16 protein-coding genes and 1 pseudogene are annotated in these 23063 nt (G+C 43.3%); 6 read left to right on the top strand and 11 right to left on the bottom strand.

The features are described 5' to 3' along the window. Nucleotides 1-19: 19 nt before the first annotated feature. Nucleotides 20-1012, bottom strand: a complete 993-nt coding sequence (dusB, locus tag ACE5CV_RS01870; RefSeq protein ID WP_374948450.1) for a tRNA dihydrouridine synthase DusB — start codon at nt 1010-1012, stop codon at nt 20-22. Between the two features lie 37 nt (nt 1013-1049). Here dusB and ACE5CV_RS01865 point away from each other — a divergent pair, with 37 nt between their 5' ends. From ACE5CV_RS01865 to ACE5CV_RS01850, 4 genes and pseudogenes are all read left to right on the top strand, one after another. Next, complete coding sequence (locus ACE5CV_RS01865) at nt 1050-1982, top strand: lysostaphin resistance A-like protein (protein ID WP_374948449.1); 933 nt, start codon at nt 1050-1052, stop codon at nt 1980-1982. After that, nucleotides 1963-2175: a putative signal transducing protein gene (locus ACE5CV_RS01860; RefSeq protein WP_374948448.1), complete on the top strand. Its 213-nt coding sequence runs from the start codon at nt 1963-1965 to the stop codon at nt 2173-2175. The genes ACE5CV_RS01865 and ACE5CV_RS01860 overlap by 20 nt, the downstream gene beginning before the upstream one ends. Beyond that, a complete protein-coding gene (locus tag ACE5CV_RS01855; RefSeq protein WP_374948447.1) occupies nt 2172-2984 on the top strand; it encodes a phosphatidate cytidylyltransferase in 813 nt (270 codons plus the stop codon). The genes ACE5CV_RS01860 and ACE5CV_RS01855 overlap by 4 nt, the downstream gene beginning before the upstream one ends. A gap of 24 nt (nt 2985-3008) precedes the next feature. Then, a pseudogene (locus ACE5CV_RS01850) lies at nt 3009-3662 on the top strand (phosphatidylserine decarboxylase family protein); the annotation flags it as partial. Between the two features lie 277 nt (nt 3663-3939). Here ACE5CV_RS01850 and gldN read toward each other — a convergent pair. From gldN to recQ, 7 genes are all read right to left on the bottom strand, one after another. Then, the gene (gene gldN / locus ACE5CV_RS01845; RefSeq protein WP_374948446.1) at nt 3940-5163 is read right to left on the bottom strand and encodes a gliding motility protein GldN; all 1224 of its coding nucleotides are present in this window, start codon (nt 5161-5163) and stop codon (nt 3940-3942) included. A gap of 69 nt (nt 5164-5232) precedes the next feature. Next, nucleotides 5233-5580, bottom strand: coding sequence for a 50S ribosomal protein L19 (gene rplS, locus ACE5CV_RS01840; protein WP_138806118.1), 348 nt, complete (start codon nt 5578-5580; stop codon nt 5233-5235). Nucleotides 5581-5792: 212 nt separating this feature from the next. Further along, nucleotides 5793-6467: a tRNA (guanosine(37)-N1)-methyltransferase TrmD gene (gene trmD / locus ACE5CV_RS01835; protein ID WP_374948445.1), complete on the bottom strand. Its 675-nt coding sequence runs from the start codon at nt 6465-6467 to the stop codon at nt 5793-5795. Nucleotides 6468-6521: 54 nt separating this feature from the next. Next, on the bottom strand, nt 6522-6911 hold the full coding sequence (locus ACE5CV_RS01830; RefSeq protein WP_374948444.1) for a VOC family protein: 390 nt from the start codon (nt 6909-6911) through the stop codon (nt 6522-6524). 663 nt (nt 6912-7574) lie between these two features. After that, nucleotides 7575-8291, bottom strand: a complete 717-nt coding sequence (locus ACE5CV_RS01825; RefSeq protein ID WP_374948443.1) for a zinc metallopeptidase — start codon at nt 8289-8291, stop codon at nt 7575-7577. Between the two features lie 145 nt (nt 8292-8436). Next, the gene (gene murF / locus ACE5CV_RS01820) at nt 8437-9765 is read right to left on the bottom strand and encodes a UDP-N-acetylmuramoyl-tripeptide--D-alanyl-D-alanine ligase (RefSeq protein ID WP_374948442.1); all 1329 of its coding nucleotides are present in this window, start codon (nt 9763-9765) and stop codon (nt 8437-8439) included. A 38-nt stretch (nt 9766-9803) separates the two neighbouring features. After that, complete coding sequence (gene recQ / locus ACE5CV_RS01815; RefSeq protein WP_374948441.1) at nt 9804-11966, bottom strand: DNA helicase RecQ; 2163 nt, start codon at nt 11964-11966, stop codon at nt 9804-9806. 294 nt (nt 11967-12260) lie between these two features. Between recQ and ACE5CV_RS01810 the strand changes: the two genes are divergently transcribed. Further along, nucleotides 12261-14762 (top strand): M14 metallopeptidase family protein, encoded by a 2502-nt coding sequence (locus tag ACE5CV_RS01810; RefSeq protein ID WP_374948440.1) that lies wholly within the window; start codon nt 12261-12263, stop codon nt 14760-14762. Nucleotides 14763-14836: 74 nt separating this feature from the next. On the opposite strand, the gene ACE5CV_RS01805 is transcribed toward ACE5CV_RS01810, so the two are convergent. The 3 genes from ACE5CV_RS01805 to ACE5CV_RS01795 form a co-directional block, all read right to left on the bottom strand. Further along, nucleotides 14837-17296, bottom strand: coding sequence for a TonB-dependent receptor domain-containing protein (locus ACE5CV_RS01805; RefSeq protein WP_374948439.1), 2460 nt, complete (start codon nt 17294-17296; stop codon nt 14837-14839). A gap of 412 nt (nt 17297-17708) precedes the next feature. Next, complete coding sequence (locus ACE5CV_RS01800; protein ID WP_374948438.1) at nt 17709-19364, bottom strand: PspC domain-containing protein; 1656 nt, start codon at nt 19362-19364, stop codon at nt 17709-17711. 25 nt (nt 19365-19389) lie between these two features. Then, nucleotides 19390-19725, bottom strand: coding sequence for a PadR family transcriptional regulator (locus ACE5CV_RS01795; protein ID WP_374948437.1), 336 nt, complete (start codon nt 19723-19725; stop codon nt 19390-19392). Between the two features lie 185 nt (nt 19726-19910). Here ACE5CV_RS01795 and ACE5CV_RS01790 point away from each other — a divergent pair, with 185 nt between their 5' ends. After that, nucleotides 19911-23057, top strand: a complete 3147-nt coding sequence (locus tag ACE5CV_RS01790) for a SusC/RagA family TonB-linked outer membrane protein (protein WP_374948436.1) — start codon at nt 19911-19913, stop codon at nt 23055-23057. Nucleotides 23058-23063 lie beyond the last annotated feature (6 nt).

Raw genomic sequence — 23063 nt, 5'->3', positions numbered from 1 at the left:
TATACGTAACAATTAAGTATTAAGCCATTTCCAGGCTATATTTTTTTTCAACGCCGTCCAGAATTTCCATTATATCCTCATAAGTGCCGGCGGTAACCAGTTGCATGCGGTGCTCTTTAAAGTTTTCAACCCCTTTGAAGTAATTGCTGTAATGGCGGCGCATTTCAAAAATACCGGTACGTGGCCCCTTCCATTCCATCGATTTCTCGAGATGTGTTTTACAAACAGCTATACGTTCGCTTATTGTTGGCTTTTCCAGTTGCTCACCGGTTTTGAAAAAGTGTTTTACCTCGCGAAAGATCCATGGGTAACCTATAGCGGCACGGCCTATCATCATTCCATCCACGCCATATTCCATGCGCCAGTTGGCCGCTTTCTCCGGCGAATCGATATCACCATTACCAAATATCGGTATCTGGATGCGCGGGTTCTTTTTTATCTGACTGATCAGCGTCCAGTCGGCAACGCCTTTATACATTTGCGCACGGGTGCGGCCATGTATGGTTAAGGCTTTAATGCCAACATCCTGCAGCCGTTCGGCAACTTCATAAACATTTTTAGTATTATCGTCCCAGCCAAGGCGGGTTTTAACGGTAACCGGCAAATGCGTAGCATTAACCACAGCTTTGGTCATAGCTACCATTCGGTCTATATCCTGTAATAGGCTTGCGCCTGCTCCACGGCAAGCCACCTGCTTTACAGGGCAGCCGTAATTAATATCCATCAGGTCGGGGTTGGCCAAAGTGGCTATCTCTGTTGCCTGGCGCATGTGATCGATATCACTGCCGAAGATCTGGATACCAATGGGCCTCTCGTACTCAAATATGTCCAGCTTTTGGCGGCTTTTGGCAGCATCGCGTATCAAGCCTTCTGATGATATAAATTCTGTGTACATCATATCCGCACCGTTTTGCTTACACACGTAACGGAACGGCGGATCACTCACATCTTCCATCGGTGCCAGCAGCAGCGGGAACTCTCCTAAATCAATATTTCCTATTTGTACAGACATGGGCTATATTCGTGCAAATTTACGAAATTTAAGCTACATGGTAAAAAGGCCTGTAAATCAAATGACTCCGGCGTTACAGTTTCTGCTTTTTATAGTGGTTACAGTGGTCACCATCATTGTTTTTAACCTGATTGGGTTGGGGGTTATTGCAGGCATATATGGTGTCGGTGTTATCAAAGCCATCATGGCGCTTGATTTTGCCGCACCCGGCCTTACCGGTGCCTTGTATATTTTACAACTGATTAGTACTACTATACCCATATTTTTGGCCCCCATTTTTTTTGCCGGGGTAGTTGTTAAAGATTCGCAAGGGTATTTGAAGCCAACAATTAAGTTTCCGTGGATGCTTATCATTGTTGCTTTTTTTATAACGATGATCTCGTCTCCACTGATTGAGCTTTCCGGCAACATTAATCAAAAAATGGTGCTGCCTGAGTTTTTAAAAGGCCTGGAGCGCTGGATGAAAGATAGCGAGGAGGCTGCCAGGAGAATAACTATGGCTATCCTGAAAATGGATAGCGTGGCAGACTGCATTAAAAATGTAATACTGATAGGCCTGCTCACCGCTATTGCCGAAGAATTTATGTTCCGTGGGGCACTGCAAACCATCATGCAACGGTGGACGAAAAACACCCACGCCGCTATCTGGATCACAGCTGCATTGTTCAGCGCTTTCCACATGGAGTTTTACGGCTTTTTGCCGAGGATGCTGTTAGGTGCTATGTTCGGCTACTTTGTTGCCTGGAGCGGCAGTATCTGGCCGGCTATTTGGGGGCATTTTGTTAATAATGGTACAGCAGTAGTTGCTACCTATTTGTATCAGCAAAAAAAGATCACGATTAGCCCGGATGATCAGCATGTATTTAATTACGCAGGCTATATCTTTAGCTTTATAATTATCATAATTTTGCTGATGGTTTATAAAAAGATCGCATCGGCAACTGAAGTAAATGGAGAAGAACTGGGTTAAAATTTTCACCTCAACCAATTATTATCAATCAGAAATTGTTAAGCAAATGCTTACCGGTAACCATATCGATGCCGTTATGCTAAACAAGCAATCATCATCACACCAGGCTTTTGGAGATATTGAGGTTTACATTCACCAGGAAGATTTTAGTCAGGCCATCGAAATTATGATATTGAATCAAATTAGTATATGAAGACACGCGCCATAACCGGCTTTTTTTTTATCATCGTAATGTTAGCTTCAGTACTGCTGGGGCACTATGTTTTTGGCGGGTTTTACCTGGTGCTATCGTTGCTTTGTTTGCACGAGTTTTATGGCCTTAATATAAAAAGCGGCATCCAGCCTAACCGCGTATCTGGCTTTGCCAATGCCGTATTTATTTATTCCATTTTCGCGCTCATAACTTATCATGATCAGCCGGTGTACCACAGTATTTTATTGCTGCTTACACTTACTATCAGCGCCGTTTTCTTACAGGAACTTTTCAAGATAGAGGTAGCCCCGTTCACTAACATTGCCTACACTTTTGCCGGGTTGGTTTTTGTGATCGTACCTTTCACGTTCTTTCACGCGCTGGCTTTTGTAAAGGGAGAATTTAACTATCATTTTCCGCTGGCATTTTTGCTCATGTTATGGGCTAACGATACCGGGGCATACCTGGTTGGTCGTGCCATTGGCCGTACCAAGTTATTTGAACGCCATTCCCCGAAAAAAACGTGGGAAGGATTTATTGGCGGCGTTGCCATAAGCGCAGGTGTGGGTTTTATTTGCAGTATCTACTTTAAAGAGCTGGCCTGGAACCAATGGGTATCTGTAGCCATACTTATCGGCTGCTTCGGTACACTGGGCGATTTGGTAGAATCAATGTTTAAACGGAGTATCAATATTAAAGATTCGGGCGGTATACTGCCCGGCCATGGCGGGTTGCTTGACCGTTTCGACGGATTTTTGATGGCTGCCCCCATAGTTTATACCTATCTATACTTCGTTGTAAATGCTTAGTTTTGTAAAAAATTATTAACCGATATGACTATCCACAAAGAAGGATACACCTCCATCGCTATTACCGTGCTGTTTATTTTTGTAGTGAACGCATTGGTGCAGTTTTACTTTCCGGATGCGCATACTATAAAATGGATCCTATATATCTTTTCGTTTTTGTTATTTGTGATCGTACTGCAGTTTTTCCGTAGCCCAATACTGCATATCAACACTAACGAAACACAGGTGCTTTGCCCTGCAGACGGTAAAGTTGTGGTAATTGAAGAAGCAGATGAGCCGGAGTTTTTAAAGGACAGGCGCATCCAGCTATCGGTATTTATGTCTCCGGTTAATGTACACGTGAACCGCAACCCTATCAGCGGGGTAGTCAAATATTTCAAATATCACCCGGGTAAATACCTGGTTGCATGGCACCCCAAATCATCAACAGAAAACGAGCGTACAACCGTAGTGACTCAAAACAGCGAAGGTACGATGGTGCTTTTCCGACAGATTGCAGGTGCATTGGCACGCCGTATTGTATGGTATGTTAAAGAGGGTGATGTGGTAGAGCAGGGCCAGCAGTTTGGCTTTATTAAATTTGGGTCGCGGGTAGATATCTTCCTGCCGTTAGGTACTAAAATAAACGTGGAGCTTAACCAGGTGGTAAAAGGCGGCCGCACCGTGTTGGCCGAGCTGCCAAGCGTTGGCACATTTGTGGAAGAAGAAGAGCAATTGGCGGAAATCGAAGAGAAGGAAAAGGCAGCCCGCCAATTAACAGACCTACATGGCGACCCTACCTTAGTAATTGAGCACAAGGAGCCGATAAGCGATACCATTAACCCGGCAGACGACTTGCCGCCGCTTTTGGCAAAAACGCCCAAACCGAAACCAGCGCCAAAAAACCATCGGCCCCGATAATAAAAAAGAAAAAAGACGAATAATGAATCAGCCAGGTGTAATGCCCGGCTTAGTGTTAATTGTTATATTTCCACAGCTCGTGCTCCCAACCGGCAAGCGCTTTCTGCACTTTATCAGATTCGCGTAGTTTATCCAGTCCCTGTGCAAAATCGTTGATACGCTCATCTTTGTCGTTCGACTCTTTTATAACATAACTGGTAAATAAGCGCTTCATAAAAATGTCGTCGTAACTTAAGCTGGTTGCATCATTATTGCGGTTAATTACCTCTTTGTTTGCAAATACCCGCCTTGCCTGCGGAAAGTAAACCCAAAAGGCAGGCTGATAATTTAAATTCATATTGGCTGCCTTGGGTTTTATTAGCGGCGCCAAGCCAACTATCTGTGGCTCGAATACCGAGCGTTGCTTATCATATACCCAATCCTCCTTTATCCGAAACTTAACAACACTATCCGGGTTAAATTCACCTGCGCGCAACTCCGAGCCGATTTTATTACCGTCTTTGTCAAAATGGTCAACCAAGCTGCTGTCTGCCATTTTACTACGCGCCTGGGCCGGTGTTAAGCGTTTGGTAAACGCATCGCCGCCAGGGTCGGTTTTGCCAGGGGTGGGATCATAGGCGGTTACTTCGCCATCCTTAATGGCTGCCATCAGTACATCTATCAGGCGCTGTTTGGGCGATGCCATAAAGCGGTTGGCTTTTTCGCGTACGTCAATATCGCGCCAAACGCGTTTGGAAAACGTGACATCGCCCTCGCGCAGGTTGGCGTAAGGGCTTAGACGGGCATTTGCCATATCCGTTTTTTTATAAGCGCCGTCTAACGGGCGCAATTGTACCGATCGGGCAATAGCGAAGGTTCCCGGTGCACAATCGCTTTTAGTGTACGATGTGCCGTTGTAAGAAGAGTCGCTGGTCCAGATTCCGCTGATCGCGTAAAGGGAGTTTGCTGAATCGATCATGAATTTGCCCCTCATGCGTTTCATGCAAAAGATGTACTGATTGTTGCAATCGCAGTTAAGGGTTTTGTATTCGTTTAAAACAACATCAATGCCGTTAACGCTGCCTTCAACTAAAAAACTTACCGCGTGATTATCCAGCGTACGAAAGCTGGAGCTGCCGGTAATTTTATTACCCACTTGCTTTAAATCAAGTTCTATCCTAAAGTGAATGCTTTTATCGGCCTGTGGCAATTCGCCCAGCCACTTACCTGTAAGATTAGGTTTTTGTGCAAAAATGCCGGTAAACGCAAATAAGAATAGGCTAAGTACTAAATATCTCATCTGTAAAACAGCTTAAACGAAAAAAGCCTTTCTGCATTGCAGAAAGGCTTCAATATACAAAAATGTAAATTAAACTCTTTTTGATTTGATTCGGGCTGCTTTACCGGTAAGGGCACGCAGGTAAAATAATTTAGCGCGGCGAACTTTACCTACACTGTTTACTTCAATTTTATCAATGTTTGGAGAATTGTAAGGGAAGATACGCTCAACACCAATACCGTTTGATACTTTACGTACGGTAAAGGTTTCGCTGTTACCTACACTGTTGCGTTGTAAAACAACACCCTGGTAAAGCTGGATACGTTCTTTGTTACCTTCTCTGATTTTATAATATACGCTAACAGTATCACCGGCCTTAAATGACGGGAATTGATTTTTAACTACTGATTGCTCTTCTACAAATTTTACTAAATCCATGATTTTTAGCTCTTAAAGCGATTTTTAACCCGTAAAAATCGGAGTGCAATTATACGGACTTTATTTGAAATAAAAAAGACTATGTGAAAAATTTCCACATTTTATGGTTTGTTCACAAGTTAGGGCGGCTTTGCCACCGATCAAGTTGATTATGAGCTTGATTAGCGCCGGCGAAAAACATCTGCCACTTAGTATAAAAAGTTTAACGGCTATTAGTCCAACAGATCGGGCCTGCGGGCTTTGGTTCGTTCCATTGCTTGCTCAAAACGCCACTTTTCAACTGCGGGTGTATTACCGCTCAGTAAAATATCCGGTACTTTATGACCATTCCAGTCGGCAGGTCGAGTATAAACCGGCGCATCCAGCATATCGTTCTGGAAAGAATCTGAAAGGGCGGATGTCTCGTCGGACAGAACACCCGGTATCAGCCTTACAACGGTATCGACTAATACGGCAGCAGGCAACTCACCACCGGATAGTACATAATCGCCGATAGAAATCTCACGCGTTACATAAATGTCACGGATACGCTGATCGATCCCTTTGTAATGGCCGCACAGGATAATGATATTCCCTTTAATAGACAGCTGATTGGCAATCTTCTGATCCAAAGTTTCGCCATCGGGCGTCATGAAAATGATCTCGTCGTAGTCGCGTTCACTTTTTAATTTATCGATACATGCAGCAAAAGGGGGTATGCCCATCACCATGCCGCTGCCGCCTCCGTAAGGATAATCATCAACGCTTTTCTGTTTACCGGTTGCATAATCGCGCAGGTTGTGCACCACTATTTCTGAAATGCCTTTTTTTTGCGCGCGCAATAAAATAGAGTGGGCAAAAGGGCTTTCCAGCAGACCGGGCAAAACAGAAATGATGTCGAAACGCATGGCGCAAAGATAATTATAATGCACAGATGTGCGGATTACCAATTTACAGCTATTTTAAATAGCCTTTTGTATTTGCCAGCAATGGCCAAACGGATCCCTGATCTCGGCCTGGCGGTAGCCGTAATCGTAATCCTTAACTGGTGTTAAAATAGTTGCGCCGGCAGCTACAGCAGCATCAACTACAGCCTGTACGTTTTCAACAAAAAGGCCGATGCTTATGGTAGTTGCTTTAACCGTTGCCGGACTAAGCACGTTAACCCGCTCCATATCTTCATGCAGGTGAAAAAGAGTACCGGATATCGAAAGTTCGGATACGTGAATGGTGCCGTTATCATTACTAAAACGTCGCAGTTCTATAGCTCCAAAAGCATTTAAATAAAAATCGATACTGGTTGTGCCATGAGGTATAGCCAGCATCGGTGCAAATACGGGTTTACCTTGCATAAGTATAACAGGTTAATTTTATACTAAAGTAATGTTGATTCGCAAAAATGGCAATGAGTAATCCCACATCAAACGCTTTCCCTGCCCGGGTGTTAAATCATAGATGGTATCTATAGCCAGAACGCCGGTTATGCCTGAATTGGGTTGGAGGCTTTATAAAAGGTTATGACCAAAAGTAACGTTAAAACTACTGTTAGTGTCCAATGGCCCTAAACATGACAAGCTACTGCAAAAGGGGCCTAACAACAATTTTTTGCTGTTAAAGATCAATCGGGTCTTTTTGAAACAGCATTATAACAAAGCTGATTACAAACAACACTACCGCAGCAATGAATACATAAGTGATCATAACAAAAAGTATTAGTAAATAATTGGTGTTTAGATAACACTGCAAATAATACTTTGTTTATTGTTGTTTAAATTAATTTTAAATGAAAGTTAAGTGCAATGAATCTTAACGAAACACAAATCGTATAGCGATAGGTTGTATGACCCTTTGCTACATCCGATTATAGCCTCCCTTATGTTTTTCGATAAGTGAATCCGTTACAACCATTTCGTCGTTGACGGCCACACGACGACACGTCATCCTTTGTGCTACAATGCATATAAAAAAAGATCGCTATCGGTTAAATAGCGATCTTTAAATAGTTTCTTCGAATATTAGTTTCTGCGGTTAAATAGGAATGAGGCATAGTAAACCAATGTTGCAAGCGCGCTTAAGGCGGCAACAACATACGTCATTGCTGCCCACCATAGGGCATCTTTAGCCTGTTCATGTTCTTCATGGGTTTGCATGATAGCGTAGTTATTATTTAACCAGGCCAGGGCGCGGTTGCTTGCATCAAATTCTACCGGCAGTGTAATAAAGCTAAAAAGGGTTACCAACGCCAGGGCGCCAACGCCAATGGCCAGCACAAAAGGGTTATGCGTAAAAAACAGCAGCATAATGCCTACCATCAGTGTCCACTGGGTAAGGGTAGATGCTACATTTACTACAGGCACTAATGTTGAACGCAACGTGAGCCAGCTATAAGCTTTCGCGTGCTGTACGGCATGGCCGCACTCGTGGGCGGCTACTGCAGCAGCAGCTACACTGCGGCTGTGATATACATCGGGGCTTAAATTAACAGTTTTATCTTCGGGGTTGTAATGGTCTGTAAGCTGGCCCTCAACAGAAATAACCTTAACATCGTAAATGCCATTGTCGCGCAGCATACGCTCGGCCACATCCTTACCGGATAAGCCCGAAAGCAGCGGCATTTCTGAGTAATGCTTGAACTTGTTTTTAAAACGCCATTGCACCACAAAATTAATGAGCGCAATAGCAATCATCAGTATCCAGGCTGAGTTATATGATATAAATAATAGGTGCATCATTTCAATAGTTTTATAACACCATATTCAAAAAGTATTCCATCTTACTAATGGCAGTTTTCGATTGACGAACTGACATTCTAATACCATGCCAGGCCACAACTATTTATACGGACACATGGCATGTCATCGACAATGCCTGATCGACTTAAAATAGCTCCATCAATCGCTCCAGCAACATCCCGCGCGACCCTTTTATGAGCACTGTAGCGTTCTTGATTGGGTTAATTTTCAGACCCGTTATCGCATCTTCTGCGGATAAATAAAAAGTGGTATTAATCAGCGCCGTATTTTGCACTTCGGTTTGCTGGCTGCTAAATTCTTTACCTATAAAAATGCATTCGTCAACGTTAGCTTCCAGCGCCTTACGGATCACGGCGGTATGCTCAATAGCGGCCTCGGTACCCATCTCAAACATATCACCCAGGATCATTACTTTACGGTTGGCGGTGAGCTTGTCCATATTTTCAATAGCTACAAACATGCTGCTGGGGTTGGCGTTGTAAAAATCGCATATCAAGGTGTTAGTTACGGTTTTTTGAATTTGTGAACGGTTGTTTTTGGGTTGATACCCCTCAATGCCGTTATTGATCTCGTCAGTAGTGAGGCCGAAATTTGTGCCGATGCAAATGGCTGCCAATATATTATCCAGGTTGTAAGCGCCTGTTAAATTGGTTTTCACGTTGTAGCAGGAGCTTTCTTTATCACACCATTTTAAGGTAAGGAACGGCGAATTCTCCAGCAGTTTTCCATTGACCAATAAGTCGGGATTGATATTTTTACCGTAGAAAATCACATTTTCCAGGTCGCGTTCAGTCTGCATTTTTAAAAGCACCTGGTCGTCGCTGTTTATAAATGCGGTATTGCCAGTTTTTTTGAGGTAATCGTACAGTTCGCCTTTTCCTTTTTTTACACCTTCTACACCACCAAACCCTTCTAAATGTGCTTTGCCAACGTTAGTAATAAGGCCGTGCGATGGTTGCGCAATAGTGCACAAAAACTCAATTTCTTTTTGATGGTTGGCACCCATTTCTATTACCGCCATTTGATGTTGTGCCCTAATAGCCAATATTGTTAAAGGTACGCCGATATGATTGTTAAGGTTGCCCTGTGTAGCCAGCGTATTGAACTTTTGCGATAGCACAGCGTTGATCAATTCTTTGGTGGTGGTTTTACCATTGGTGCCGGTAAGGCCAATCACGGGGATCTGCAACTGCCGGCGATGGTATGCTGCCAGGTGTTGCAGAGATGTCAAAACGTCATCTACCAAAACAAACCTATCACCTGTAGCAACATCCGGGTTATCTACAACAGCGTAAGCTGCACCGGCTTCGACCGCTTGTGCTGCAAATGTGTTAGCATCGAACTTATCACCTTTTAACGCAAAGAAAATGCTTCCCGAAGCAATTTTACGGGTATCGGTACTGATGATAGGATGTTGAACATACAGCTGATAAAGTTGCTCAATAGTAATCATGGTGATGTATGGCTTTAAACGCTTAAATATAATAGCTTTTAATGTTGTACGTTAATTTTCTGCTTCTGTTGATAATTTAACCAGGCTATTACCGCTTTGATCTCTGCATAGCTGTAATTTTCTCCCAAAATTTCTTTGAGCGGTGCCAGGCGTTCGGTGCCATAGCTTTCAACAGCATCTTTTATCGCTGGTATTTTATCTTCGGTAACAAATGCAGATACGTCCAGTGTCCCATTTTCAACAAAGGTGCTCAGGTGTCCCTCAATGGTGGTTGGCGACAGGCCACGTTCCTGCGCTATTTGGGCAACGGTCTTACCTTCTTTATAAAGGGTGTAAGTAGCGTTAAAAGTATCTGAAACCCTTGCCGGGCGCTTATTTTTTCTAACACTTTTTTTTGCCTTTTGCTCAATTTTTGACGTGAGGCCATACTGCTCGCTGTAATTATTAATGGTTGCCAGAAATTCGCGGCCGTATCGTGCCAGCTTAACATCGCCAAAGCCGGATATCAGCCGCAGTTCTTCCATTTTTTGCGGCAGGTACGTGGCAATTTCCAGTAAAGTGGCCTCTGATAATATAATGTAAGCCGGCAGATTTTCGGTAGCCGCAATTTCATGAAGTTGTTTGCGCAACAAGGCCATTAAACCGGCATCGTAAGCGAGCTCTGTTGCCTGTGCATCCTCAATAATTTGTGATGCTATTAGTTCAATCCTGGCGTCACCTTTTAAGACACTATCGCTTGTAGATGTTAGCTGCAGTGCCGAGTAGCCGTCTTCGCTTATCTTTAAATAGCCCATTGCAAGTAATTCACGCAGGTAGCGCTGCCAGTCGGCCTTGCTGATGTCTGCCCCGGCGCCATATGTTTTAAGCTGCTTATGATCTGCCCAAATTTTTCCACTGCGCGATCCGCGTAAAAAGTCGATAATGTAGTTTGCCCCAAACCGTTCCTTTAAGCGTGCTACTGCAGACAGCACCTTCTGGGCGATAAGTGTACCGTCGAACTTAGTAAACTCACTCAGACAAAAATCGCAAGATCCGCAGTTATCCGGGAACGGTTCATCAAAATATTGCATCAAATACTGGCGCCGGCAGGCGTGCAGTTGGCAATAATTTACCATATCATCCAGTTTTTTAAGCATTATGGCACTTTGTTCGGCATTGTTTTCAACCATAGCAAAGCTTTTAAGCTTAATGGCATCACCGGGCGAGTACAATAGAAGCGCATCGCTGGGTAAGCCATCGCGCCCGGCCCGGCCCGTTTCCTGGTAGTAACCTTCAATATTCTTTGGCAGGTCGATGTGAACTACGTACCGTACATTCGATTTATTGATTCCCATACCAAAGGCAATGGTGGCTACCATTATCTTCACATGATCTTTCAAAAAGGCTTCCTGATTACGGGCTTTTACATCACTGGTTAGTCCGGCGTGATAGGCCTCGGCCGCATAGCCCTCGGCTTTCAGGTCCCCGGCCAGGGCTTCTGTTGATTTGCGCGACAGGCAGTAAATAATGCCCGAATCATCTTTACGCTCCCTCAGGAAGGTAAGCAACTGGTCGAAGCTTTTCTTTTTGGGCTGCACCCGGTAAGCAATATTTTCGCGGTTAAAAGATGATATAAATACCGCAGGTTGGTGCAGGTTAAGTTTTTCTAAAATATCCTTTTGTGTCAATTTATCGGCAGTAGCGGTAAGCGCAATTACCGGCACATTTGGAAATTGGTTTTTAAGCCCGGCAAGCATCAGATATTCGGGTCGGAAATCATGCCCCCATTGCGAGATGCAATGCGCCTCGTCAATAGCTATCTGCACAATTTTCAAAGCACGTAAAAAGGTCATTAACCGGTCGTCCTTACCGAAAAGGCGCTCGGGGGCAATGTATAGCAAGCGCAGCTGATTATTCTTCAGTTGGAGGGCAATATCTTTTTGCTCATCCGGGTTTTGGCTCGAGTTTAAAAAGGCAGCCGGGATGCCGTTTAGGTTAAGGCTGTCTACCTGGTCTTTCATCAGCGCGATCAACGGTGAGATTACGATGGTTAATCCATCCAGCAGCACTGCGGGCAGCTGGTAGCAAAGCGATTTGCCGCCGCCGGTGGGCATCAGTACCATTACGTCCTGCTTATCAAGTATGTGCTGGATAATGGCTTCCTGAGTATGCCGGAATTTGCTGTAACCGAAATATTTTTGAAGTGCCTGTAGTGGTGTCATAATGTGCCGTCGCGATAGCGGTCAGGTTAAAGTGTGCAAATTACAAATTATGATAGCGGAATTATGACCGGGAGTAAATATAGCCCCAACCAGCGGCAAATCATCTTAACCCACCTTTTTCATAGCCTTTTGATGGTCAAATATTTAAGTCGTTTTTCCGTAAAAAAGTGTAAACCTTTGTTAAGCCAAATTATATTTTTATTTTATATAAGCTATAGCTGCCATGAATCACCGGCCCGCAGATTCAAAAAAAAATGAGCATATTAGCTTTTACTACCGCCAACCTGTTTGTGTATGTTAAAAAAATTACGCGCTCTGTTTATCTTATCTCTTTTTGCTTCCGTTGCTATGGCGCAAAGCATCCAATCGCCCGAGCAATTTTTGGGCTACAAACCGGGTGAGCAGTATACCCCGCACCATAAAATTGTCGAGTACTTTAAATATATAGCTGCAACAGCAAAAAGCACCCGGCTGCAACAGTTTGGCACTACTAACGAGGGCAGGCCGTTGCTGGCTATGTTCATCGGCTCGGACGAGAACATTGGGCGACTGGAAGAGATACGCCACAATAACCTGCGTTTAGCAGGGATAGAGAGCGGCCCTGCACTGACCAATGCGCCTGAAATTACCTGGCTAAGCTACAATGTGCATGGCAACGAGCCGGCATCAAGCGAGGCCGCAATGTGGGTGCTGTTTGATATGGTAGACCCGGCTAACACCCGCACCAAAGCCTGGTTAAAAAATACGCTGGTGGTGATAGACCCCTGTTTAAACCCCGATGGCCGCGACCGCTACGTAAACTTTTACAACTCTGTTAAAGGCATTGCGCCAGATGTAAATCTGTACGCCAGGGAACACGCTGAGCCATGGCCGGGCGGTCGTGTAAACCATTATTACTTTGACCTGAACCGCGATTGGGCGTGGCAGTCGCAAAAGGAAACACAGGCACGTGTTGGCCTGTACAACCAATGGCTGCCACAGGTACATGTCGATTTTCATGAGCAGGGCATTAACGCGCCTTATTACTTTGCACCTGCTGCTGAGCCCTACCACAAAGACATTACCCAATGGCAGCGCGATATTCAGGTGACCATTGGTAAAAACAACGCTAAAGATTTTGATAAGAACGGCTGGATGTATTTTACCAAGCAGGAGTTTGATCTGCTATACCCGTCATACGGCGACACTTATCCTTTATATAGCGGTTCTATCGGGATGACCTATGAGCAGGGTGGCATAAGCGGAGGCCTTGCGGTGGTAACCCGTAACGGCGATACGCTGACACTGGTTCAACGCGTGGCGCATCACCACTCAACCGGTATCAGCACTATCGAAACTGCATCAGAAAACGCTAATCGGTTAAAAGAGGAGTTTAAAAAGTTTTACGATAACAGCCGTACAAACCCACCGGGCGATTACAAAACCTATGTGGTTAAGAACGACAATAACGAAAAGACAGATCTACTGGCAAAAATGCTTGCCCGTAACGGCATACAGTATGGGTTTGGCCTGGGTAAAAGATCGGTAACAGGATATAATTATTTTAACGGTAAAACAGAAGCGTATACCGTTGGCCCGAATGATTTGGTGATCAACGCTTATCAGCCTAAGTCAGTATTGCTGCATGTGTTAATGGAGCCCCGCACCTTCATTCCCGATTCGGCCACTTACGATATCACTGCATGGGCCTTACCCTTCGCATACGGGCTTAAAACCTACGGCTTAAAAGAATCATACAAACCCCAAAGCACCAGCTGGACTATTGCCAAACCACAAGTGCTTACCAATACATCGGCGTATGCCTATGTTTCGGCATGGCAGTCTGTTGCGGATGTGCGTTTCCTGGCCGCCTTGCTAAAAAAGGGCGTTAAGGTGCGTTATACTGATAAACCCTTCGAGGCTGCCGGCAAGAAGTTTACCGCAGGGTCATTGGTTATTACCCGGATGAGCAATACCGGGGTCGACTTTGATCATATTGTCACCCAAACCGCTGCCGAAATGGGGCATGAGTTAACGCCGCTTTCATCCGGCTTTGTAGATAAGGGCAATGATATAGGGTCGGATGTTATCCATCTCATCAAGCAGCCGCGCGTTTTATTAATTGCCGGCGATGGCGTAAACTCCGAAGCAATGGGCGAGGTTTGGCATCTATTTGAACAGCAAATTAATTACCCTATAACTTTAATGCGATACCAGGACATGGGCCGCGGCAAGCTTTCTGATTTTGATGTTGCTATTTTCCCAGACGGGCGCTATCAGGATTTCCCGTCGGAAAAGCTGCAGAGCTGGATCCGCGACGGCGGCCGGCTTATCGCCATTGACAACGCGGTTTCTTTGCTGGCAGAAAAGAAAGGTATGTTTCTAAAAAATAAGGAAGATAAAGACAAGAAGGACGATGCTAAGGAAAAAGCCTTCACTGTTAAAAAATACGGGGACAGGGAGCGTGATGCCATATCGGGCAGTATTCCGGGCGCCATCTTCAAGTTGAATATTGATAATACCCATCCGCTTGCATTTGGCCTGCCAGATTATTATTACTCACTTAAATTAAGCGATGATATTTACGAGCTGTTGGGCGATGACGATTGGAATGTTGGCACTGTAAAAAAAGACAGCTACGTATCGGGCTTCGCGGGTTACCGGTCGAAGCAAAAAATAGCCAATGGTATGCTACTGGGCGTACAGAATATAGGCCGTGGCCAGGTTGTTTATCTTACAGATGACCCGTTATTCCGCAGCTTTTGGGAAAACGGAAAGCTGCTGTTTAGTAACGCGGTGTTTATGGTTGGGCAGTAAGCCGCTGTCAAATTCCCGCTAAGAAGTGCTCAAAAGTCTCCCCAGCAGACAGAGGGGAGACTTATAGAAAGCTTTTATCCCCCGCTTTTTACACGGCCTTTTTCATCATCGGCACCAGTTTGGTGCTGGCGGGCTTTGATCTTGTTGTTGCCAAAATTGTAGGTTAAAGTTAATCGGCCCAAACGGGTTTCATTCTTTTGCCTGATATCCAGGTTAACACTTTGAAAACGCGTACTCAGATTGTTACGACGGGTGTTAAAGATATCGGTAACGGACAGTTTAATATTTAGCTTTTTATTTAAATAGGAATGGCTTATCCCTGCATCTGCAGAGTATTGCTGCCTTAATTTAAAGATGCTGTAAGCCTGGGGCGATTGGTAATTAGCGCTTAGCTCGGCCTTATAGCCTTTGCCAAACAGAAAAGTTTGGGTTGCCCTTACGTTAAAGGCTATCTGGCTGTTATCGAGTGTGCCACCTAACAGCGAGTCGGATTTAAACGCATTGTAAAAACCGTTAAAGTTTATGTTACCTGTCCACCATTTAGCAATGGTATAAGGCGAGTTGATATTGATGTTGTATGAATCTTGTTTTTGCAGGTTTGCCCGTGTTTGGTAAGTAGCTTTAGAAATAGAATCGGTTAACAATACCTCGACACTTACATCGGTAGTGCGGCTGTATCCCAATGTCACGTTAATGGTTTTATTATATGTATAACTTAATTCAAAGGTATTGGTATACTGCGGTTTTAAAAACGGGTTGCCCTGCTCATAGGTGTACTGGTCAAGATAGTAGCGGAATGGGTTAAGGTTGTCATAATTCGGCCTGTCTATACGGCGGCTGTAGCTTACGCCAACCTCATGCTTATCTGACAGGGTGTGGTTGATAAACACACTTGGAAAGAAATCAAGGTAAGAACGTTTCACAACCTGGCTTTGCGTAATCAAATTCCCTGTAGATGAAGTGCGCTCCGCACGCAAGCCGGCCTGTATGGATGTGTTTTTGAACGTTTTGCTCAGGTTAATATAGCCTGCACTAACCCGTTCGTCATAAATGAAGCGGTTGGTTCGGCTGGTGTCATTAACAAAAGTGGTTCCGTTGTTGATCTGTGCCTGCAGGTCATTATCTGTTTTAACCGAACTGAATTTCACACCAGTCTCAAATTTAACCGTTTTGCTTAATGGCAATGCGTAATCGGCTTTCTGAGTGTATATGGTAATATTGGAAGGCGTTTGGTTGCGTAAAAATAATGGTGCCATTAGGTTACTGCCATCGGGGCGGTAAAAATAGGTGTCGTATTTGGCGTTTGAATTGTTTTTAAACTTAGAATAATCAAGGTCAACACTTAACTCTTGCCCCGCAGTATCTATTTGCCATTTGTCGTTAAGGTTTGCAGAAACACTGCCGTAGGTTTGCAGCATATCTGTAAATGTATTTTGATAGGCATCATTAGCGGCCGGCGTTTTGCCTAAAAAGGTAGTGCTCTTGTTATCATTGTATTCGTTGGTGTAATCGCCGTTTACCACAAAGCCTACTGTATTTATTTTAGAGGTGTTATAATCAGCCCCAACCCGATAGTTATTATAATGGACGTGATTAAGCATAGAGGTGTTTTGCTTAAAATAGGTTTTGCTTGCAGCGCTGTCTATCACCCTGTCAATATCGATGTTGTTTTCGCGGTTAATATCGCCGCGACTCAACGTTCCAAACACATTCAAGTTACCTTGCTTATGGTTTAGCGTAAGGCTGGTATTGTCCCTGAAGTTTTTGCCGTATGATGCATTTGCTGTGACACTGCCGTTTGTGCCGCTCATCTTGTTTTTCTTTAGCTTAATGTTGATAATGCCCGAGTTGCCCGATGCATCATATTTTGCAGATGGGTTAGTAATGATCTCTATAGATTGAATTGTTGAGCCATCGGTAGATTTCAGCATAGTAGCCAGCTGCGATGCGGACATATAGGTAAGTTTATCGTTTATCATCACTGTAACCCCCTGTTTGCCTTTCAGGCTGATGTTGTCATCTTTATCTATGGTTACACCCGGCGCACGTTCCAGAATCTCCAATGCTGAATTGCCAGCAGCTAAAACGCTGTTCTCCACATTCATTACGGTGCGGTCCAGCTTACGCTCTATCAATGGCCTTGCAGCGGTGATGGTTACGGCCTGCAAGTTGCGGCTGGCGGCAACCATTTTTATGGCAGGTATGGTAATGGTGCCTTGTGTAGCATTAACGTCAAAAGCGCTGCTACTGCTTTTTTGATAGCCCATGTTTGTTGCTGCAATAATGTATCTGCCTGCGGGAATATGATCCAGGATGTAGCGTCCGGCATCGTTACTTAAAGTGCCTTTAACTACCGATGAGTCTTTAGCGCGAAGCAAAGTAACGGTTGCGTAATCAAGCGGTTTACCGGCGTCGGTTTGCAGTGTCCCGCTTACCGTAGTGTTACCTTTTGGGGCCTGGGCAAATGTTGATGCTGTTAGTATCATAAGAACGAGGAGCAGGAAGGCGGGTATTTTTGTGTTAAGGAGTTTCATGTGATGTATGGTTTAGGCAATAAAAGGCCATGGAAGGTTACCCTTCGTTTTTTAAGACCTGTAAAATTGTTAATAATTACCGGTGGAAACCGGCCGGCTAATTTTTAGATGTGGATGGATTTATGCATACCCTGTATCTTTTAGTAGTGTGTATATGTTTGCCGAGGCAGTTATTATATTGATAAGATGCAGTAACCCCTGCAAAGGTTACACCGACTTTAAAAATTAATACTAAATAACCACTTGCAGCTACACGAAAAGCTATAATTTAAATGTTTCATGAATATAACCCTTCGTCTAAGTTTGCATTGCGGGGGTATTGGTGGTGCTAAGCTTTTAAACCGTCCGTGGCAAACCGCTAGTATAAGCCTGCTGATCATCAGCAGGCTTATACTAGTCAGTAGTTGTGTTATTATTCTTCTGTTACAACGCTGTCTTTGGCAAGCGGCTTATTTGATTTGGGTAACACAAGTGTGTCAATTTTGCATTGTAATCCGTTGTTGGTCATAATGAATTTCACTTTGCTTAAGTCGTCTGTATGATTGTCATCTTTGCAATTCCAGGTATCAATATCACGTACAAAGCGGTCTACGCCATCTTCAATCACAACCTTGTAATTCATGGGGATTTTTAGCGTTAGCTTTAAACCCGGAGCACGCCAATACCTTTTGTCTGACCTTTCTAACCTGCGATTAAATTTAAGTGAAGCTCCGTCTTGCTCAAAATGATAAGTGATGTTACGGGCGTTAGATAAGGCGTCTTCATAATCTCGGCCACGAGCAGTGAACGATTCAACTAATACAGGCTGTGCAACATCACTTCTTTCAATAAGAATATCAATGTTTTTATCCGGCATGTTTGAATTATTATCGTCATCATCGTCTAAAATTATCCGGCCTTTAAAGCTCTCTTTGATTTGCAGGCGCACACTGTCATCTGCGCTTAAATATTTCAGATCGTTAAGCTTTAAATGATAAGTGCTGTCTGCCACCGGTTTCAGGGTCACAGTCTGGCTAAAACCGGCGCCAACTCTAAATTCAGACGAGATCTTCGCTGCATAATAGATTACAACGCTTAACGCAACAATCCAGCTTAGCAATAAAGTTGATCCGATAGTACGCGAGATACTTCTGGAGTTAAATACTAAACGCAAAATGGTGAATATAATAGCCAGCAGCGGAATGATCACCAACAGAATAAGACACACAAAGAAAATCTTGTTTACCTCGTAACTGGTTATATTAAATGGAAATATGTTGTAGATGCCAATATCATTAAAGGCAAAGGCCATTACTATACCAATGATCATGGCTATGATGCTACCAAAACACGCTATCAAGATAAGTATGGCGACAAGTTTGCCGACCACCTTTCCCGTGCTGCCCAAAAACTTGCCCAGATGGTTGGCAAAATCGCCTGCAAAATCGCGGGTTTTGTACACCAGGGGCCGTGCTTCATTGCCAAAATCCGATAGTTTGCCATGAACCGCGCTCAACTCTTCTTCAAAGTTACTTTTGAACCCCTGCAAATTCAACTTCTGGCCTTTCATAGCCATCCGGTCAGCACGCGTAATAGCCTTAGGCACAACTATCCACAGTATAATATATAGTATCAAACCCGACCCGCCTATGGCAACAAAAAGCGCGAAAAGCAAACGCACCCAAATCGGACTAAAATCAAAGTAGTTTGCTATGCCCGAACATACACCTGCAATAAGGTGGTCATCCGGATCGCGGAACAGCCTACGGCTTGATGATGAGTAATTCAACCCCGGGTCTGCGGCGGCGCTTGTACCTTCGTCATCAACCTCAAAATCTTTAACTGAACCCATCTGTTCAACAACAGTTTTAACGTCCTGTTCAATAATTACCTGCTTGCCTTCGCGCAGCAGCATATCGTTGAACATTTCGGCTATACGGTTCTCAATATCCGTGGTGATTTCCAGGCTATCGGCCGAGTTCATGAAGTGGCGTTTCACTTCGGTCATATACGCTTTTAGTATCTCGTAGGCATCCTCTTCAATGTGGAAAATGATGCCGTTCATATTTATGATGATAGTTTTATTCATGATGGTGGTAAATTTTTAGGTATCGTTAATTTTTTCTGTGGCCAATTGCGGTTTGAACGGCAAATGAGAGCTCTTCCCAGGTACCGTCCAGCTGCTCCAGCACTTTACGGCCTTCGTCACTCAATACATAATATTTCCGCGGCGGGCCGGACGTCGACTCTACCCAGTTGTAGGCAAGCAAGCCGTTGTTCTTCAATCGGGTCAATAGCGGGTATAACGTACCCTCAACAACAAGCAAACGAGCTTTCTTTAATTCAGCAATTATGTCTGAAGCATATATCTCGCCCTTTGCAATTACAGAAAGAATGCAATACTCCAGTATGCCTTTCCTCATTTGGGTTTGTGTGTTTTCAACAATCATAATGCAAAGATATGTGTTTAAAAATGTATTATGCAATACATAGTACTAAATAATTTCATTTTTTGTTTATAAATGAAATATTTTTAATAAAAAGGTGGATTTTTTTTGAAATTATTTGATTTGTTAATAACCAAACATTACTTTTATGATTAATTAACTATTAACTGATCTTATTATTAACAAACATGAAAAAACTTCTACTCGTAAGTTTGTGTTTCCTGGTGTTATGCATAACCCAGGTTTATGCACAAAATCGTACAGTTACCGGTACAGTCACAGCCAAAGATGATGGTTTGACTATCCCCGGAGTAACAGTACGGGTGAAGGGTACAACAATCGGTACCCAAACCAACGCACAAGGCGCTTATACCTTAAGCGTGCCAAGTGGTTCAACATTAGTATTCGCATCAATTGGTTTTACAACTGCTGAGCGTTCTGTTGGAGAATCATCTGTAATTAACATTGTTTTGAACACTTCAGCAAGACAATTAGAGGAAGTTGTGGTAACAACTGCTGGTATTACTCGTGCGCCTGCATCATTAGGTGCTGCAACAGCTACAGTTTCTGGTAATGATATTGCCGCTACTCACAGCTCTAACTTACTTAACGGTTTAACGTCAAAAGCACCAGGCTTACAGATTGTCCGCTCATCGGGTGGTGTAAACTCTGCAGTACGCGTTACGTTACGTGGGCAGCGTTCTTTTAGTAAAGATGCTCAGCCTTTATTTGTTGTTGATGGTATCCCTGTTAGCAACTCTAACAATTTGCCATCTAACAATACATCTAACACTGTTGATGTTGGTAGCCGTATTGGTGACATCAACGTAGACGATATCGAGTCGGCTACTGTATTGCCTGGCCCCAACGCCGCTGCATTATATGGTACATTAGGTGTTAACGGTGCAATTGTTATTACTACTAAAAACGGTAAAAACCGTAAAAAGAAGACTGAAATAAATTTTTCATCATCTTACCTTGTTGACCAAGTTCAAAAATTACCAACTTTACAAAATGATTTTGGTTCTGGTTACAACGGCGAGTACGACCCAATTGAAAATACCAACTGGGGCCCAAGATTAGACCCTACTGGTAATACAAAAGTACAGTCAGGCCCAGTAATCAATGGTTTGACAAACACCATTGATTATAAAGCTCAGCCAAATAATGCGAAAGACTTTTTTAACAAAGGACAGAATTTCCAAAATTCCATCTCATTTGCAAGTGGTACTGATAAAACATCGTTTTACGGATCATTCTCTGATGTGGAGCAAAAAGGTGTTATTCCCTTGGATAAGTTCCGTCGTAATACAGTAAGCATTAATGGTAGCGCCCAGTTATCAAATAAGTTTAATGTAGGCGGTAGTATTAAATACAACCGTAACATCACTAACACTTCTTTTCAGGGTACAGGTGGTGCATCAAGTGCTTACCAGGCAGTATTGAACGTTAGCCGTCAAATTCCGTTAGAAAACTACAAAGACTGGAGAAATAATCCATTCGCATCGCCTGATGGTTTTTTTGATGGCTATTACCCTAACCCTTACTACGCTTTAGAAAATAACAGGTTCAATAGTTCGCTTGACCGTGTAATCGGAACATTCCAGGCTGGTTACGATCCTTTCAAATGGTTAAATATAACTTACCGTTTGGGTACCGATATATCATCTGATAACAGGAAGCAAACGTTTGAAAGAACTACTTATGGATTAAACGTAATTAATCCTACGCAGCGCCCAACTTCTACTACTGGTTCTATAATTGAAGATAACATCAGCGAAAGGGTGTTAAACTCCGACCTGTTATTGACATTCAAAAAAGATATCAATAAAGATTTCTCAACAACGTTAATTTTGTTAAACAACGTTTATCAAACAAGCGTTCGTAACTTAGAAACCTCTGCATCGGCAATAGCTATCCCAGGATTCTTCAACTTAAACAACGCTGTTGGTCAATTAGGTGGTTTTGAAAACTATACATTACAACGGAGGTATTCATTTGCCGGAGATCTAACCGTCGACTTTAGGAAATATTTATTTTTAAATGCTACTTTAAGAAACGACAGATCATCAACCCTTCCAGTTAGCAAAAGGTCTTATTTTTACCCATCAGTTAGCTTAAGTTACTTGTTAACAGAGTCTATCCCTTCTTTAAAGAACAACGATATATTGTCGTTTGCCAAAATTAGAGGTAGCTATGCACGGGTAGGACAGAACGCTAATCCTTACTCATTAGTGCCAACATTTGGTAGAGGAGGCGGTTTTCCTTATGGTTCATTAGCTTCATTTGGTTTAGGGAACACATTCCCGAATCCAGACTTAGCTCCTGAATTTACCACATCGTATGAAGTTGGTACTGAACTGGCCTTCTTCAACGACAGGATTGGGTTGGAGGTAACAGGTTACCAAACTAACAGTACAAATCAAATTGTTACTGTAACTACCGCAACTTCAACAGGTTACACGGGTGCTACATTAAACGCCGGTGAAATTGAGAACAAAGGTATTGAGGTTGCTTTGCGGGGTAAACCATTTAGTAACCGTAATGGATTTGGATGGAATTTCACGTTGAGCTATAGCCATAACGATAGCAAGGTTAAATCTTTATACCAAGATAACAAATTGTTTGCGTTAGGTTCTGGCGATCCAGTTCCGGTTGCTTACGTAGGTCAGCAATTCCCTACTTTATATGGTTCTGACTGGCAAAGAGATGAAAAAGGACGCGTTATAGTTGGTGCTAATGGTAATCCATTGAAAAACAGTACTCAAAACCAATTTTTAGGACAGGTTAACCCTAAACACATTTTTGGTTTTTCTAACACGTTTTCATACAAAGGCTTTTCTTTAAACACGGTACTTGACTATCGTACAGGTAACGTAATTTATTCTGGTACTGCCAATAATATGATCTTTACGGGTTCAACACCGGTTACTACTCAGTATAACAGAGAGCCGTTTGTATTCCCTAATTCAGTAATCAAAAATGCTGATGGAAGTTTTACACCAAACACTACATTAAAAACTGCAGATGGTGGATTTGATTTCTGGTATAGTGTTTACAACCAGGTTGCATCAACCAGTGTAATTGATGCTGCTTACCTGAAATTAAGACAAATTTATTTAGAATACCAATTGCCTAAGAACTTGTTAGATCATACGCCATTTGGAAATGCTTCTATCGCATTATCTGGTTCAAACATTTTACTTTGGACGCCAAAATCAAACCAGTTCATTGACCCGGATGCAAGCATCTTCGGAAGTGGAAATCAAGGCCGCGAGTATATCAACACACCTTCTACGAGGACTTTTGGTATCAATCTTAAAGCAACGTTTTAACCCATT

The sequence above is a fragment of the Mucilaginibacter sp. genome (genome assembly GCF_964263795.1).
Lineage (GTDB): Bacteria > Bacteroidota > Bacteroidia > Sphingobacteriales > Sphingobacteriaceae > Mucilaginibacter.
Note: the sequence above shows the minus strand (reverse complement) of the source record. Positions and strands in the feature narration are given on the sequence as shown.